This is a genomic window from Streptomyces sp. NBC_01224 (genome assembly GCF_036002945.1).
In the GTDB taxonomy this organism is placed as follows: domain Bacteria; phylum Actinomycetota; class Actinomycetes; order Streptomycetales; family Streptomycetaceae; genus Streptomyces.
In genome coordinates this window covers 7339433-7354764 of sequence record NZ_CP108529.1, presented here as the reverse complement: position 1 = coordinate 7354764, position 15332 = coordinate 7339433, and the positions used below count along the sequence as shown (strand labels likewise).

Sequence of the window (15332 nt, the reverse complement as noted above, 5' to 3'; positions counted from 1 at the left end):
AGGTCTTTCGGGCTCAGGCGAGGTGGTGCAGCTGGGCGAGCGGCACGGCGTCGGCGGCGGGGGCTGCGGTGGGGACGCCGTCGACCAGGACGGGTGCCGGTTCGCGGGGCACCAGGACGTGCGGGGTCGCGGTGTTGTGGAGCATGTCGGCGCGGGTGAGACCGCGGGAGCCGCGGATCGGCGCGTAGGTGAGTCCCTTGGGCAGCGCCGCCCGGGCGGCCCGGTCCGCCAGCGCGGCCTCGGCGACGAAGATCCGGGAGAGCCGCGCGGGCGCCTGGCCCAGGGCGCCGAAGTAGGGCTTGTACGTACGGGGCTGGGTCAGCCGGGTCGATCCCGAACCGGACCCCGTGTTGCCCCACGCCACGAACCCGGCCTTGATGACCAGTTCGGGCTTCGAGCCGAAGTAGGCGGGGTGCCAGAGCACCAGGTCGGCGAGGCGTCCCACCTGGGCGCTGCCGACCTCGTGCGCGAGGCCGTGGGCGATCGCCGGGTTGAGGGTGATCTTGGCGAGGTAGCGCAGGGCCCGCTGGTTGGCGCGATGCTCGACGCCGCCCTCCCCGGCCGCCAGTGCCTGGAGGTGGGCGAGCTGCCAGGTGCGGCGGACGGTCTCGGCGATGCGGCCCATGCCCATGGAGTCGGAGTTGACGATGGAGATCGCGCCGAGGTCGTGCAGGGCGTTCTCGGCGGCGATGGCATGGGCGCGGATACGGCCCCTGGAGATCTCCACATCGCTGGCGGAGTGGTGGTTCTGCCGGTGCACGGTCATCGTCATCGGGAAGAGTTCCCCGACCGTGTTCGGGGTGTACGGGATGGTCGGCGTGGTCGACGACGGCAGGATGTTCGGCTCGGAGAGGATCTCCAGCAGATCGGGGTGACCTCCACCGCCCTCCACGTGGTAGGCGTGCACGGTCCGGCCCCGGGTGGAGCCGATGGTGTCGCGCAGATAGCCGGACTCGTTCATGGAGTCGGTGTGCAGGGCGACCGGCAGATCGACGGCCTCGGCGGTGTCGAGGCAGTTGTCGATGATGCGCGGGGTGGCCCCGAAGTCCTCATGGATCTTGAAGCCGCCGGCCCCGGCGAGCACGGACTCGTCGAGCAGCGTGCGGGAGCTGGACGAACCGCGGGCCAGGAACGCGATGTTGAGCGGGGTGCCCTGCCAGGAGCTCATCAGGGTGTGCAGATTGTGGGCCGGATTGCAGCCGATCTCCCAGACCCCGCCGAGCCCCATGCCGACGAGCGTGGTGACTCCGGCCGCGAGCGCTGCGGGCGCCACCTCGGGCGAGGAGAGATGGACGTGGCTGTCCACGATGCCGGGGGTGGCGATCAGCCCTTCGCCGGGGACGACCGAGGTGTGTGAGTCGATGGCGTACTCGACCGGCATCACGTCCGGGTTGCCGACGCCGCCGACGGAGACGATCCGGCCGTCCTTGATGCCGATGTCGGTCTTGCGGACGCCGAGAACCGGGTCCATGAGGACGACCCCGGCGACCACCATGTCGAGGGCGGAGTCCCGGTCGGAGCGGGGCGAGGCCAGCAGCCCGTCGCGTACGGTCTTGCCGCAGCCGCCGAGCAGTTCGTCGCCGGGGGTGCCGTCGTCGGCCTCGACCTCGACCCAGAGGGAGGTGTCGCCGAGCCGGATGCGGTCACCGGTGGTGGGACCGTACAGAGCGTTGTACGTACGGCGGTCGATGCTGGTCATGCGCGCTGCTCCTCGGACTGGGCGTGCTGCGGGTGACGGGAGAGGGGGATCAGCGAGACCACCCGGGACTCCCCCGGTTCGAAGGCCAGCGCGGTGCCGGCCGCGATGTCCAGCCGCAGCCCCCGCGCCGCTTCCCGGTCCAGCTCCAGGGCCGCGTTCACCTCGTGCAGCGGATAGTGCGAGGAGACGAACACCGTACGGTCACCGGTGTTGCGGAGGGTGAGGGTGGTGCGCGGACGTCCCTCGTTGATCCGGACCGGATCGGGGGCGGTCCGTACGGCACCGGGTGCGGTGTCGGGTGTCCCCGGGCCGATCGGCCGGTCGACGGCGACGAGGGCGGTGCCGCTCGGGAAGAGCGCCTCGACCTGCACGGCGGTGACGATGTCGGCCACGCCGTCCATCACGTCGGCCTCGGTGAGCACGGAGCGGCCCACCTCGATCACTTCGTCCAGACCGAGCCCGTCCCAGGCGGCTTCCAGCACCTCGTCGCAGATCAGCGCGATGGCCTCCGGCGTGTTCAGCCGCCGGCCGCGCGCCCTGCGGCGGCGGGCCAGTTCGGCGACGGTGAACAGCTGGAGACGCTCCTGCTCGCGAGGCGTCAGATGCACTGCCAGGACCTCCCTGAATGCGGTGGGCCCGGAGGGGGATTCCGGATTGCCTCAGCTTCAAGGGCAACGAGCACAGATCCAACGTCGAAACATCACCCGTACAGCCCCTTACATTGGTCATATGCACACTCCGGATTCCGGTTTCCCTCCCCCGTCCCGTCGGATCGCCGAGCTCGCGGGCCAGTGCCTGGACAACATCGACGGTCTGATCGGCCAGTGGATGGAGATGATCAATCCGGTCCGGAGCGCCTATGCGGACCGGGTACCGGACGCCGATTTCCGCAGCTCCGCCTGGCAGGCGTTCGAGCTGCTGCTGCGTACGGTGGCGCAGCTCCCGGTGCCCGTGCACATCGCCGGGGTGTCGCAGCGCGTGGGTGAGCAGCGGGCCCGCCAGGGCGTCCCGCTGGACTCGCTGCTGGAAGCGGCCCGGCTGGACTTCCGGGTGGTGTGGGCGGCGCTGGTCCAGCGCGCGGACCAGGAGGACATGGCGGAGCTGGTGACGTCCGCGTACCACGTGTGGGAGGCCGTCGAGTCCCATGTCACGGGCATCATGACGGCGTATCAGCGCACGGTTCTGGAGATGGGCCGGCGCCAGGAGGACGAGCGGCGGATGTGGTTCTCCCGGCTGCTGGAGAGCGAGGGCCACAACCCGACGGTGGTACGGAACGCGGCGCTGGCCCTGGGCTTCGACGGCGCGGGCACGTTTCTGTGCGCGGCGGCCCCGGCGGCGGAGGGTTCGGGGCTGCACCGGGCGGCGACGGCGCTGCGCGCGGCGGGTGCTCCGGTGCAGTACCAGGCGGTCGGCGGGGACGCAGTGCTGGTGGTGGAGCTGGGCCGGCGCACCACGTGGCAGTCGGTGCTGGTCCGGCTCGCGTCCACCCCGTGCGGTGTCTCGCCGCAGGCGAACGGGCTCGCAGCGGTGCCCAGGGCGGCTGTGCTGGCCATCGCGACGGCGCAGATGCTGCCGCCGGACGCCCGTTCACCGAGGCTGCTGGAGGACAGCTGGCTGGATGTGCTGGTGCGGCGGGCCGGGGACTTCGGCACGGATCTGGCCGCCGATGTGCTGGGTGGTCTCGACGGCCCCGGAGTGTCGGCGACGGAGGCGACACGTCTGCTGGAGACCGTCACCGAGCATCTGCGCGGCAGCGGCTCCATCGCGGACACAGCGGCCGCGCTGTACTGCCACCGCAACACGGTCCAGCACCGCTTCGCCCGCTTCCACGAGCTGACCGGCCGCGACGTCCGGCGCCCCGACGACGCGGCACTGGTCGCGGTGGCCCTGCGGGCCAGGACCGCGGCCGTGGACTAGCGGCGCGGGCGCTGGGCCCGTGCGGAGGCGTACAGGCAGACGGCCGCCGCCGTCGCCAGATTGAGGCTCTCCGCCCTGCCGTGGATCGGCACCCTCACGACGGCGTCGGCCAGCGCCCGGGTCTCCTCCGGCAGGCCCCAGGCCTCGTTGCCGAAGACCCACGCGGTCGGCCCGCCCATGGTCCCCGCGTCGAGCTCGTCGTCGAGGTCGTCGTCGCCCGCTCCGTCGGCGGCGAGAATCCGTACGCCCGCGTCCCTCAGCCCCTGCACGGCCTGCTCCACCGGAACACCGACGGCGACCGGCAGATGGAAGAGCGAGCCGACCGAGGCCCTGACGGACTTGGGGTTGTAGAGATCCACCGAGGCATCGGTGAGCACGACGGCGTCGGCACCCGCGGCGTCGGCGCAGCGCAGCACCGTACCGGCGTTCCCCGGGTCGCGTACGTGGGCGAGGACGGCGACCAGCTTCGGCTTCGCGGCGAGGATCGCGTCGAACGGCGAGTCGAGGAAGCGGCAGACACCGATGAGGCCCTGCGGGGTGACGGTCTGCGACACATCGGCGAGCACATCGCCGTCCGCGAGGTGCACCCGGGCACCGGCGGCGTGGGCGGCATCGACGATGTCGGCGTACCGCTCGGCCGCCTCGACGGTGGCGAACAGCTCGATCAGCGTCGCCTCGCCGTCGCTGCCGCGGTGCCCGGCGGCCTCGCGCACGGCCTGTGGCCCCTCGGCGATGAACCTGCGCTCCTTGCCGCGGAAGTTGCGCTTGGCCAGCCGCCGGGCGGCGGTGACGCGCGGCGATCGCGGGGAGATCAGTTCGGGGGTGCCCATGGTCGGCGGCGAGCCTCTCTGCATACGGAGGTGACGGACGTACGGAACATGTCGTGCAACGCACCGGACCCGCAGACGACGAGCGCCTGCGGGTCCGGCTCAGAAGCCAAGAAGTGCGACCTGGATCAGGCGGCCTTCGGGGCGTTGACGTCGCTCGGGAGGGCCTTCTGGGCAACCTCGACGAGGGCGGCGAACGCGTTGGCGTCGTTGACCGCGAGCTCGGCCAGGATCTTGCGGTCCACCTCGATGTTGGCGGCCTTCAGACCCTGGATGAGGCGGTTGTACGTCATGCCGTTCTGGCGGGCAGCGGCGTTGATGCGCTGGATCCACAGCTGACGGAAGTCGCCCTTGCGCTTCTTGCGGTCGTTGTAGTTGTAGACCAGGGAGTGGGTGACCTGCTCCTTGGCCTTGCGGTACAGGCGCGAGCGCTGACCGCGGTAACCGCTGGCGGCCTCGAGGATTGCCCGGCGCTTCTTGTGGGCGTTGACTGCCCGCTTGACGCGTGCCACTTGTTAACTCCTTGTAGCGGGGCCGTGGTTGGACTCACACGGCCCGGAAACGAATTGGTCCCGGTGTGATCGAGGTCGTGCCCCCGGATTCACCGGGGGCCGAACCTCACTTGCCGAGAAGCTTCTTGATCTTCTTGGCGTCGGCCGGAGCCACGACGACCGTGCCGGTCAGCGAGCGGGTCTTCTTGGACGACTTGTGCTCGAGCAGGTGGCGCTTGCCGGCCTTCTCGCGGAGCACCTTGCCGGAGCCGGTGATCTTGAAGCGCTTGCTGGCACCGCTGTGCGTCTTGTTCTTCGGCATCGCGCCGTTCTCTCCTCGTCAGTGGCGCCCCTCGCGGTGCGGGCACCGGACAGCAGGGGCGTCAGATCTTGGTGGGAATTCCGGGGAGACCCGGGGCCGCCTGGGTAGCGGCCCCTGAGGTCACGCCTCGGAAGGTGTCTCGGCCGGAGCCTCGGACTGCGCTTCGGCAGCCTCGCCCGCAGCTTCGGCGTCGGGGGTGGAACCCTGACGCTCCGCCTTGCGGGCGGCCTGGGCCTCGCGGGCCTCGGCCATGGCTTCGGTCTTCTTCTTGTGCGGGCCCAGAACCATGATCATGTTCCGGCCGTCCTGCTTCGGGTTGGACTCGATGAAGCCGAGTTCCTCCACGTCCGAAGCGAGACGCTGAAGCAGTCGGAAGCCCAGCTCGGGGCGGGACTGCTCACGACCACGGAACATGATCGTGATCTTGACCTTGTCGCCCTGCTTGAGGAACCGGACGACGTGACCCTTCTTGGTGTCATAGTCGTGCGGGTCGATCTTCGGCCGGAGCTTCATCTCCTTGATGACCGTGTGCGCCTGGTTCTTGCGCGCCTCACGGGCCTTCATGGCCGACTCGTACTTGAACTTCCCGTAGTCCATGAGCTTGCACACGGGCGGACGGGCGGTCGCCGCCACCTCGACCAGGTCGAGGTCGTACTCCTGTGCGAGTTCCAGGGCCTTGGCAAGCGGAACAATCCCGACCTGCTCGCCGCTGGGACCGACAAGTCGCACCTCGGGAACGCGAATCCGGTCGTTGATGCGGGGCTCGGCGCTGATGGATCCTCCTCGGTAGCACCACGCGGCCGCCTGGCGGACAGCCACGTAACGTCTGTTTCGTGAGACCAACCGCACCAGCGCATCAAAAATGCCCCGGACGGGACACAGGCGGGGCTCCTGGAAAACCGGAACACCGCCGCGGTCAACCGCGGGGCGCATCGGGCGGCTCCATCGTCCGTACGGAACGATGGGCGCCACCTGACCGGTGACCTGCCGTCCCGGAGGATGGTCAGGTGGGAGATCGGAGCCTCCACTTGTGGGCCGAGCACATAGGTACCCAGCCGGTCGTTACACAAGGTTAGCAGCTCCCCCGGGCGTGCGCGAACCGGCGCTCGCCCACCGCTCCCGCAGAAAGGGCGGCACCGGAGTGGGCCTATCGTATGGCGCATGAGTGACGCGACCCCCACCACCGATTCCCCCGGCTTCGACGACATGGCCCGCGACATCGCGGAGGTGCCCGCGGTCGAGGTGATCGTGACGGTCGCGGTCAATCTGATGAGTGCCGCCGCCGTGAAGCTCGGGCTGACCGAGGAAGGCGACGAGCACAAGGACCTCGACGAGGCCCGCAAGCTGGTGCATGCGCTGGCCGGCCTGCTGGACGCCAGCACCACCGAGATCAGCTCCTTCCACGCGGCTCCGCTGCGTGACGGCCTGAAGTCCCTGCAGCTGGCGTTCCGCGAGGCATCGCTCGTACCGGACGAGCCCGGCCAGGGCCCCGGCGAGAAGTACACCGGTCCCGTCTTCGGCTGAGCCCGCCAGCCTTCCCTTTCTTACGACTTACGACTTACGGCGACCGTGAGCCCCCCGCCCTTCCCGGGCAGGGGGCTCACGTCGTCGCGCCGACGTCGGACGGGGCCCAGCAGCTGGGCCACCCGGTACGAGACGGCCGTCCGCACTTCGAGTCGGCGGCCGACTCGGGGATCAGCGCGTGAACAGGGCCTCACCGGGCGTGGTCGCATCGGCCGGGAGCAGCGCCAGGTCCAGGCCGCGCACCAGGCGGGCGCGCAGGACGTCGTCGGCCGCCAGCAGTTCCGCGACCCGGCGGGCCGCGTCGGCGGGGTCGGCATCGGGTGCGAGGACGAGGGCCAGGGTGCCGTCTGCCCGGCCGGGGCCGAGGTGGGCGCGGAGCACCGCGGGCTCGGCGGCGACCGCGTCCCGTACCGCCGCGGTGACCGCGGGGTCGTCCAGCGGATCGGCGCTGGTGCGGCCCTCGGCGAGGGCGAGCAGTGCGGAGCCGGTCAGCTCGAATGCGACCGGGCCGGCGAGATCGAGGACGACCGTGTCCGCCTTCTCGTGCGCGGCGGCCTGAAGCGCCTGATGCAGGGGGACGGCGACGGGGCGGGCCTGCGGATCCCAGCGGGCCAGCGAGGCGGTCGAGGTGAAGGCGGGCAGGGCGCGACGGTCCCCCGCCTGAAGGGTGGGGACGGCCATGTCACTGGTCTTCTCGCGACGCAGCCCCTTCTCGTCCTCCTCCACCTCCCCCAGGACGGCGACGACAGGGACCAGGAGACGGGCACCCTTGAGAGCTTCGAGTACCGGGCCGATGGCCTTCCTGTCCTCGGCCCAGGCGGCGAGTGCCGCGGTCAGGGCCGGGGAGGCCGTGCCGTCGTCGTCGGAGTAACCGGGGTCCGGAATGTTCTTCAGCGCCACAGGGCGAGCGTAGTGCCTGGGGTTTCTCACCCCGGCAACTGGGGGTTTCTTACCCCGGCAACTGGGGGTTTCTTACCCCGGCAACCGGGGGTTTCTTACCCTGGCAACAGGTCGGACCCAGCCTGTCCTCAGGTGCCGTTCCTAGCGTCCGGGGCATGTCCCGAAACAGATTCCGCGGCTCCGCCCTGTCCGCATCCGTGACGGCCGTGCTCCTGCTGGCGGCTTCGGCCGCGGGTGGCATCTATCTGGCCGGCCGGTCGTCGGATCACGCTCCCCGCGCCACGGCGTCCGTATCGTCCGTACCGGCCGCCGGGAGCACTCCGGTCCCGGCAACGACGAGTGAGGAGCCGACGGTGGATCTCGACGCGGCGCTGGCCGCGGCGGTGGAGCCGCTGCTGACCGACGTAGGTGACGCGGAGGTGTCCGTCGCGGTGCTGGACACCGGGATCGGGGCGCGGGCGGTCTACGGGGACGGGGCGTACGACACCGCCAGCATCGTCAAGGTCGACATACTCGCGGCGCTGCTGCTCAGGGCCCAGGACGAGAAGCGCGCGCTCACCGACGGCGAGCACGGCCACGCGAGGGCCATGATCGAGCGGAGCGACAATGCCTCCGCCACCGCGCTGCTGCGGGCGATCGGCGGGGCAAAAGCACTCGACGCGGCCAATGAACGCCTGGGCCTGACCGGGACGACGGCGGCGCACGCGTGGGGGCTGACCCAGACCACGGCGGCAGATCAACTGATTTTGCTGAAAGCGGTGTTCGGTACGGAATCGGAGCTGAGCGAGGGTTCCCGTACTTATCTGCAGCGGCTGATGGGGCAGGTCGAGGCCGACCAGCAGTGGGGGGTGTCGGCGGCGGGCAGCAGTTGGGCGCTGAAGAACGGCTGGATGCCCCGGACGACGACCGGGCTGTGGGACATCAACAGCATCGGGCGGGTGAGTGCGGACGGCCGCACCTATCTGGTGGCGGTGCTCTCGGGCGGGCAGCGGACGAAGGAGACGGGGATCGCGCTCGTGGAGTCGGTGGCGAAGGCGGCGGTGGGCGTGCTCGACGCCGCCCGGTGAGCGCGGCCCGAGCGTTGCTGGAGCCGCGTTCAGCGCCGTACGGTGGCCGGCCTGTTGCCCCTGCCGCGCCACAGCACCACGGCCAGAGCCAGCAGGACCGCTCCGAGGCCGCCCGCGGCGGGGGCGAGCCAGCCTGCGGGGCTGCTGTCATGGTGCTCGGGGCTGGGGCCGGGGCCGAAGTACCGCTTTCGGTATCCGGCCTCGGCGGAATCGGCACGCAGGCCGGCGGGACGGAGCTCGGCTCCGGCCTTGATCGCCGCGGCGGGGTCGACGATGCCGTACCCGTGGGCGTCGTCACGGCCGGACGCCGGGGCGCTGCGGGCCGTGTCCGCGAGCAGTTGCTTGATCTGGGCGGGCGTCAGTCCTGGATGTGCGGCACGGACCAGCGCGACCGCGCCCGAGACGAACGCGCAGGCGGCGGAGGTGCCCCACTCCACGTAGTACTGATGGTCGGGGGCGGCGACGACTATGTCGACTCCGGGGGCGCTGACGGTGGCGTACCAGCGTCGGGTGGAGAACGCGGCATGTGTGCCGTACCGGTCGACGGCGGCGACCGCGATCACGCCGGGGTACGCGGCGGGGTACGAGATGTGGTCGCCCTTCTCGCCTCCGTTGCCCGACGAGGCGACGACGACGGCCCCCTTCTTCAGCGCGTACTGAATGGCGGCGTCCTCGCCCGAATCGGGGTGCGCCGACTCGCTGTCGTCGCCGAGCGAGAGGTTGATGACGTCGGCGCCGTGGTCGGCGGCCCAGCGGATGCCGTCGGCGAGGGCCGTACCGCGCGACTCCCGGGCCTTGGCACGGGCCGGATCGGAGGCTTCGAGGATCACCCGGACCGGGAGGATCCTCGCCTCGGGCGCGATGCCCAGCACTCCGTCGCCGCTTCCTGCACCATGGCCGTGACCTGCGATGATCCCAGCCATCGCGGTGCCGTGCCGGGCCCAGGACCGATCGCCGCGGCCGGCACCGAAGCCGATCATGTCCTTGCCGGGCAGCACCTGGCCAGCCAGGTCGGGGAGGCTGCCGTCGACCCCGGTGTCGACGACGGCGACGGTGATCCCCCTGCCCTTGGTGGTCCGCCACGCCTGATCGGTGTGGAGCGCCTGAAGGCCCCACTGCTGGTCCCGGATGGCATCGGCCCTGGCCGGCGCCGCGGGCAGGAGCACGAACGCGGTGGCGGCGCAGACCGCACCCAGGGCGCGGCGGTGGCGGCGGGTGCGGCGGCTCATTCCGGCTTCTCCGTGAGGTCGGTGACGGTCCGGCGCAGGCCGCGCTCGATCCCGTCGGCGATTCCCTTGGCCTCGTGGCCGAGCCCGGCCTGGGCGGCGGCCGTGGTGGCGTTCGCGGCCATCGCCTTGGCGACGGGTTGCGGATCGGTGACCGTACGCCCGTCGGCGAACCCGGAGACGGCGAACACGACGACGGGCACCTCGGTCAGTACATGGACGGTCCAGCTGGCGCGCTGCCGGTCGCCGAACCCGGCGGCGACCGTGCCCTTGACGGGGTACGTACGGGGCATCAGGTCGGTGCGCCGGTCGAGATGCTGGTCGGTGAAGCGGGTGCTCAGCGCTCTCATGGCCTCGGTGTCGGCCTGGGTGAAGATCACCCCGACCGTGGTGACACTGCTGCTGGTGGCGTCGGTGTAGGTGGCGCGGAGCATGCGCTCGCATCCGACCGGGCCGAGTGTCCTGGCCAGCAGCGGGTCCAGGGCCGGCGTACAGCCGCTGTCCGGGGCGACGCCGACCCGGGTCCAGACCCGGTCGGCACCGCCGGGCCCCGCTCCGTCGCCGTTGAGCGTGCGCGGGAAGAGGGTGTCCACTGGGACGCTGTGCCAGGCCGAGCGGCCCACGGTGTAGGCGCTGTGGGCGGCGGGGTCGGCCGAGGAGTCGCTGGTGAGCCAGGCACCGGTGGCCGCGCCGCCGATCAGTCCGAGCCCGAGGACGACGCAGGCGGCGGCGGTCGCGGTCCTGACGGGGTGGCGGGTACGGATGGGGCGCAGCCGGGTGGTGGTCTCCACGGGTGCCTCGGGGAGCGGATGGCGGTACGGGTGCGGCTGCGGGTACGCGTGCGGGACGTGCACCTGCCCGGGCGGTGGCGGGGTCGCCCCTGGACGCGGGGTGAGGTCCACGGCTCCGATGGGCCGCCTGCGGGTCGCGGCGGGCGGCTGCTCGGGGCGGGGCGGGGTGGTGGCGGGCGCAGGCGCGGCGGGCACGGGAGCCGAGGGCACGGGCCGCAGCCGCGCTGTGGTCTCCACGGGCGGGACTGCTGAGGGGTGCGTCGGCTGAGGGGGCACGACCGGCTTCGGGTCCGGCTCCTGCCGCTGAGGTGCGGGCATCGATACCGGGGCGGCCGGTCCCACCGGCGCCGCTGGGCCGGGCACCGGCGCAGGCACTGCGGGCGGTGGTGTCTTCGGGCGCGGCGGAACGGGCACGCTCGCGGAGGTCGCGGAAGGGGCCTGTGCGGGGTGCGCGGGCGCCGGTGGTGGGGTCGTCGTGGGGCGGGGCGGGACTGGAGCGCGCTGCGCCTCGGTACTCATCCACCCCCCTGGTCCTTTTCCGTACCGCGCGCGGATCGACGTCACAGGCAGGCCCGTTGGTTGCCGCGCGCCCGTCACTCTACGGGGTGGAACGGCCCCGGTGGGAGCGGGACGCCCTGCCCCTGGACGATCTGCGCAGATCATCCCCCTACCCAGCGGTACGGCCGTCTGGCAAGCTGCGGCCATGACTGCCCGCGCTGCTGACCGGACCCGTTACGAACGGGCCACCGCTCATCTGGACGCCCCGATCGCCATCGTCGATCTCGATGCGTTCGATGCCAATGCCGACGACCTCGTCCGCCGGGCCGCAGGGAAGCCGATCCGGGTGGCAAGCAAGTCCGTGCGCTGCCGGGCCCTGCTGGAGCGGGTGCTCGCGCGGCCCGGGTTCGCCGGGATCATGTCGTTCACACTGGCCGAGTCGCTGTGGCTGGCGCGGGCCGGTTTCGACGACGTACTGCTGGCCTATCCGTCGGCCGACCGGTCCGCCTTCGCGGAGCTGGCCGCCGATCCGAAGCTGGCCGCCGCCGTGACGGTGATGGTGGACGATCACGCACAGCTGGAGCTGATCGACGCGGCACGGGCCGGTGGCCGCGAGGAGATCCGGGTCTGTCTGGAGCTGGACACCTCACTGCAGCTGCTCGGGGGACGGATCAGGATCGGCGCCCTGCGTTCACCGCTGCGCTCCCCCGCCCAACTGGCCGAGCTGGCACGCTCGGTGGCGCGCAGGCCCGGCTTCCGGCTGGTGGGTCTGATGGCGTACGAGGGTCATATCGCCGGGGTCGGGGATTCGGTCGCGGGACGGCCGCTGCGCTCCAGGGCGATCCGGCTGATGCAGGCCGCGGGCCGCAAGGAGCTGGCCGCCCGGCGGGCCGAGGTCGTGCGGGCGGTGCGGGCGGTGGCGCCGGACCTGGAGTTCGTGAACGGCGGCGGCACCGGCAGTGTGCAGCACACCGCGGCGGAGCGCGCGGTGACCGAGATCGCGGCGGGATCGGGGCTCTACGTACCGCGGCTGTTCGACAACTACACGTCGTTCACGGCGCGCCCGGCGGCACTGTTCGCCCAGCCGGTGGTGCGTCGGCCGGGTGTGGGTGTGGTGACGGTCCTCGGTGGCGGCTATCCGGCGTCCGGGCCCGCGGGTGCGGACCGGCTGCCCGTCCCGTATCTGCCGGAGGGACTGCGCTACGACCCGCAGGAGGGGCCGGGCGAGGTGCAGACCCCGCTGCTCGGCGCCCCGGCCGACGATCTGCTGATCGGCGACAAGGTGTGGTTCCGGCACGCGAAGGCCGGTGAACTGTGCGAACGCTTCGACGAGTTGCAGCTGATCGAGGGTGACCGGGTGACAGCGGCCGTGCCGACGTACCGCGGCGAGGGCCGTACGTTCCTCTGAGCTCAGGGGGCGACCGAGCTGCCCACGCCGCCGCTCGTCCCGCTGTCGTCGATCGGCCGGATCGCCTCGGCGACGGGGAGTCCTGGTCCGCGGTGGGGAACGGCGCGGAACTGCTCGGCCGGGCCTTCGGCTGCGTACCGCCGTCGCCCCTGCCCAGCAGTACGGCTCCGGTGACGGCTGCGCCGACGACGGCCAGTCCGGCCACGGCGAGCGCGACGATCCGGGTGCCGCCACCGGTCGCCGCACTGCCGCCGCCGTTCCCGTACGCGTTCGCGACTGGCTCGGGCGGCCCGGACTGCTGGGGTACGGAGACGATCGGGCGGGTATGCGCGGCCCATGCCGTACCGTCCCGCCACCGCTCGGTGCCCGGTGTCGCGGCGTCCGGATACCAGCCGGGCGGTGTCGCGTTGCTCATCCCATCACTCCAGGGTTTTGCCTCCGACGGGATCCCGACGAGCCCCTGTTGGCGGTGGAACTCTAGAGCGGTGTGACGTACGCCCCCGAGATACCGCCGTCGACGAGGAAGTCGGTGGCGTTGACGAACGAGGAGTCGTCGCTCGCGAGGAAGGCGACGGCTGCCGCGATCTCCGTGGCTTCGGCGAACCGCCCGACCGGGATGTGCACGAGCCTGCGGGCCGCGCGTTCCGGGTCCTTGGCGAACAGCTCCTGGAGCAGCGGGGTGTTGACCGGTCCCGGGCACAGCGCGTTGACCCGGATGCCTTCGCGGGCGAACTGCACACCGAGTTCGCGGGACATGGCGAGGACGCCGCCCTTGGACGCGGTGTAGGAGATCTGACTGGTGGCCGCTCCGAGGATCGCGACGAAGGACGCGGTGTTGATGATCGAGCCACGGCGCTGGCGGCGCATGTAGGGCAGGGCGGCCTTGCAGCAGAGGTAGACGGAGGTGAGGTTGACGTCCTGGACGCGCTTCCACGCCTCCAGCCCCGTGGTGAGGATGGAGTCGTCGTCGGGCGGGGAGATGCCCGCGTTGTTGAAGGCGATGTCGACGGAGCCGTAGGTGTCGAACGCGGTCTTGAAAAGCGCCTCGACCTGTTCGGGGTCGGTGACGTCGACGCGCACGAACGTGCCGCCGACCTCCTCGGCCGCGGCCTTGCCCGCGTTCTCGTCGATGTCGCCGCAGACGACACGAGCGCCCTCCGACGCCAGGCGGCGTGCGGTGGCCAGGCCGATGCCGCTGGCGGCTCCGGTGATGACGGCGGTGCGGCCGACCAGGCGGCGGCAGATGTTCTCGCTGTCGGTGGTGGTCATGCTGGCTCAGGCCTCCGTGCTGATGAAGACGTTCTTGGTTTCGGTGAATGCGGCAAGCGCGTCAGGGCCGAGTTCGCGGCCGAGTCCGGACTGTTTGTAGCCGCCGAACGGGGTCCAGTAGCGGACGCTGGAGTGGGAGTTGACGGAGAGGTTCCCGGCCCGGACCGACTGCGAGACACGCAGTGCGCGGCCCACGTCGCGGGTCCAGATCGACCCGGCGAGGCCGTACTCCGTCGCATTGGCGAGCCGGACGGCGTCGGCCTCGTCCTCGAAGGGAAGAACGACGGCGACCGGCCCGAATACCTCTTCGGTGGCGACGGGTGAGTCCGGGCGGACGTCGGTGAGGACGGTCGGCGGGAACCAGAAGCCGGGCCCTTCGGGTGCTTTGCCGCTGAGGGCGGTCGCGTCCTCGGGGACGTAACTGCGCACCCGTTCCAGTTGCGCCCGGGAGATCAGCGGGCCCATCCGGGTGTTCTCGTCGGACGGGTCGCCCACCACGACCGATTCGATTGCGGGGGCCAGCAGTTCCAGGAAGCGGTCGTACGCGGATCGCTGGACCAGGATGCGGGTGCGGGCGCAGCAGTCCTGGCCGGCGTTGTCCAGGAACGCCATGGGTGCGGCGGCTGCGGCGGCTTCGATGTCGGCGTCGGCGAAGACGATGTTGGGGCTCTTGCCGCCGAGTTCGAGGGTGAGCCGCTTCACGCGGTCGGCGCACTTGGCCATGATCTGCTTGCCGACCCGGGTGGAGCCGGTGAAGACGATCTTGGCGACGCCGGGGTGCTCGACCAGGGCGTTTCCGGTCACGTCGCCCGCACCCGGCAGCACCTGGAGAAGGTGGTCGGGAAGCCCCGCGTCCAGGGCGAGCCGGGCCAGCCGCAGGGCGGTGAGCGGGGTCGTCTCGGCGGGCTTGAGGAGTACGGCGTTGCCGGCGGCCAGGGCGGGGGCGAGACCCCAGGCGGCGATCGGCATGGGGAAGTTCCACGGTGCGATCACACCGATGACGCCGAGGGGTTCGAGGAGGGTGATGTCGAGTCCGCCGGGGACGGGGATCTGCCGGCCGGCGAGTCGTTCCACTCCCCCGGCGGCGTAGTCGAGCAGATCGCGGACGTTGGCCGCTTCCCAGCGGGCGTTGTTGAGGGTGTGGCCGGCCTCCTGGACCTCCAGTCGGGCCAGCTGTTCGGCTTCGCCGTCGACGGCGGTGGCGAAGCGGCGCAGCAGCCTGGCGCGGTCGGCGGGGGCGAGGGCGGCCCAGGTGCGCTGGGCGGCTGCGGCCCGGACGACTGCCGCGTCGACCTCGGCGGCGGTGGTGGACGGGACGGTGGCGAGGAGTTCCTCCGTCGCCGGGTTGAGTACGTGGTGTTCCACCGGGTGGTCGGGCGTGGTCACGGGGTGC

The 15332-nt window shown here is 71.6% G+C and carries 15 protein-coding genes and 1 pseudogene; 4 read left to right on the top strand and 12 right to left on the bottom strand.

Annotated elements, in window-relative coordinates:
* Positions 1 to 13: 13 nt before the first annotated feature.
* Both OG609_RS33105 and ureA read right to left on the bottom strand, forming a co-directional pair.
* A complete protein-coding gene (locus OG609_RS33105) occupies positions 14 to 1699 on the bottom strand; it encodes an urease subunit alpha (RefSeq protein WP_327276188.1) in 1686 nt (561 codons plus the stop codon).
* Entirely contained in the window at positions 1696 to 2307 is a 612-nt protein-coding gene (ureA, locus tag OG609_RS33100; protein WP_327276187.1) for an urease subunit gamma, read from the bottom strand. The genes OG609_RS33105 and ureA overlap by 4 nt, the downstream gene beginning before the upstream one ends.
* Positions 2308 to 2428: 121 nt before the next feature.
* Between ureA and OG609_RS33095 the strand changes: the two genes are divergently transcribed.
* Positions 2429 to 3616, top strand: a complete 1188-nt coding sequence (locus OG609_RS33095) for a PucR family transcriptional regulator (RefSeq protein ID WP_327276186.1) — start codon at positions 2429 to 2431, stop codon at positions 3614 to 3616.
* On the opposite strand, the gene OG609_RS33090 is transcribed toward OG609_RS33095, so the two are convergent.
* From OG609_RS33090 to infC, 4 genes are all read right to left on the bottom strand, one after another.
* A complete protein-coding gene (locus OG609_RS33090) occupies positions 3613 to 4446 on the bottom strand; it encodes a TrmH family RNA methyltransferase (RefSeq protein ID WP_327276185.1) in 834 nt (277 codons plus the stop codon). The genes OG609_RS33095 and OG609_RS33090 overlap by 4 nt on opposite strands.
* 125 nt (positions 4447 to 4571) lie before the next feature.
* Complete coding sequence (rplT, locus tag OG609_RS33085) at positions 4572 to 4955, bottom strand: 50S ribosomal protein L20 (RefSeq protein ID WP_003970214.1); 384 nt, start codon at positions 4953 to 4955, stop codon at positions 4572 to 4574.
* Positions 4956 to 5061: 106 nt separating this feature from the next.
* Positions 5062 to 5256 carry a 50S ribosomal protein L35 gene (gene rpmI, locus OG609_RS33080; RefSeq protein ID WP_030918579.1) on the bottom strand — a complete coding sequence of 65 codons (195 nt, stop codon included), beginning with the start codon at positions 5254 to 5256 and terminating at the stop codon, positions 5062 to 5064.
* Between the two features lie 120 nt (positions 5257 to 5376).
* Positions 5377 to 6075, bottom strand: coding sequence for a translation initiation factor IF-3 (gene infC, locus OG609_RS33075; protein WP_232837604.1), 699 nt, complete (start codon positions 6073 to 6075; stop codon positions 5377 to 5379).
* A gap of 342 nt (positions 6076 to 6417) precedes the next feature.
* On the opposite strand from infC, the gene OG609_RS33070 reads away from it, so the two are divergent.
* Positions 6418 to 6780, top strand: a complete 363-nt coding sequence (locus OG609_RS33070) for a DUF1844 domain-containing protein (protein WP_327276184.1) — start codon at positions 6418 to 6420, stop codon at positions 6778 to 6780.
* 171 nt (positions 6781 to 6951) lie between these two features.
* Here OG609_RS33070 and OG609_RS33065 read toward each other — a convergent pair whose 3' ends face one another.
* A complete protein-coding gene (locus tag OG609_RS33065; protein ID WP_327276183.1) occupies positions 6952 to 7680 on the bottom strand; it encodes an SseB family protein in 729 nt (242 codons plus the stop codon).
* 155 nt (positions 7681 to 7835) lie between these two features.
* On the opposite strand from OG609_RS33065, the gene OG609_RS33060 reads away from it, so the two are divergent.
* Complete coding sequence (locus OG609_RS33060) at positions 7836 to 8747, top strand: serine hydrolase (protein WP_327276182.1); 912 nt, start codon at positions 7836 to 7838, stop codon at positions 8745 to 8747.
* Between the two features lie 29 nt (positions 8748 to 8776).
* Here the strand turns inward: OG609_RS33060 and mycP are convergent, their stop codons facing one another.
* Entirely contained in the window at positions 8777 to 9976 is a 1200-nt protein-coding gene (gene mycP / locus OG609_RS33055) for a type VII secretion-associated serine protease mycosin (protein ID WP_327276181.1), read from the bottom strand.
* The gene (locus tag OG609_RS33050; protein ID WP_442818086.1) at positions 9973 to 10875 is read right to left on the bottom strand and encodes a hypothetical protein; all 903 of its coding nucleotides are present in this window, start codon (positions 10873 to 10875) and stop codon (positions 9973 to 9975) included. Before OG609_RS33050 ends, mycP begins: the two co-directional genes overlap by 4 nt.
* A gap of 592 nt (positions 10876 to 11467) precedes the next feature.
* On the opposite strand from OG609_RS33050, the gene OG609_RS33045 reads away from it, so the two are divergent.
* Positions 11468 to 12670 (top strand): amino acid deaminase/aldolase, encoded by a 1203-nt coding sequence (locus tag OG609_RS33045; RefSeq protein WP_327276180.1) that lies wholly within the window; start codon positions 11468 to 11470, stop codon positions 12668 to 12670.
* A gap of 313 nt (positions 12671 to 12983) precedes the next feature.
* Here the strand turns inward: OG609_RS33045 and OG609_RS33040 are convergent.
* The 3 genes and pseudogenes from OG609_RS33040 to OG609_RS33030 form a co-directional block, all read right to left on the bottom strand.
* Positions 12984 to 13085, bottom strand: a pseudogene (locus tag OG609_RS33040) (DUF2510 domain-containing protein); the annotation flags it as partial.
* A 62-nt stretch (positions 13086 to 13147) separates the two neighbouring features.
* Positions 13148 to 13939, bottom strand: coding sequence for a 3-oxoacyl-ACP reductase (locus tag OG609_RS33035; protein WP_327276179.1), 792 nt, complete (start codon positions 13937 to 13939; stop codon positions 13148 to 13150).
* 6 nt (positions 13940 to 13945) lie between these two features.
* Positions 13946 to 15325: an aldehyde dehydrogenase family protein gene (locus OG609_RS33030; protein ID WP_327276178.1), complete on the bottom strand. Its 1380-nt coding sequence runs from the start codon at positions 15323 to 15325 to the stop codon at positions 13946 to 13948.
* Between the last annotated feature and the right edge of the window lie 7 nt (positions 15326 to 15332).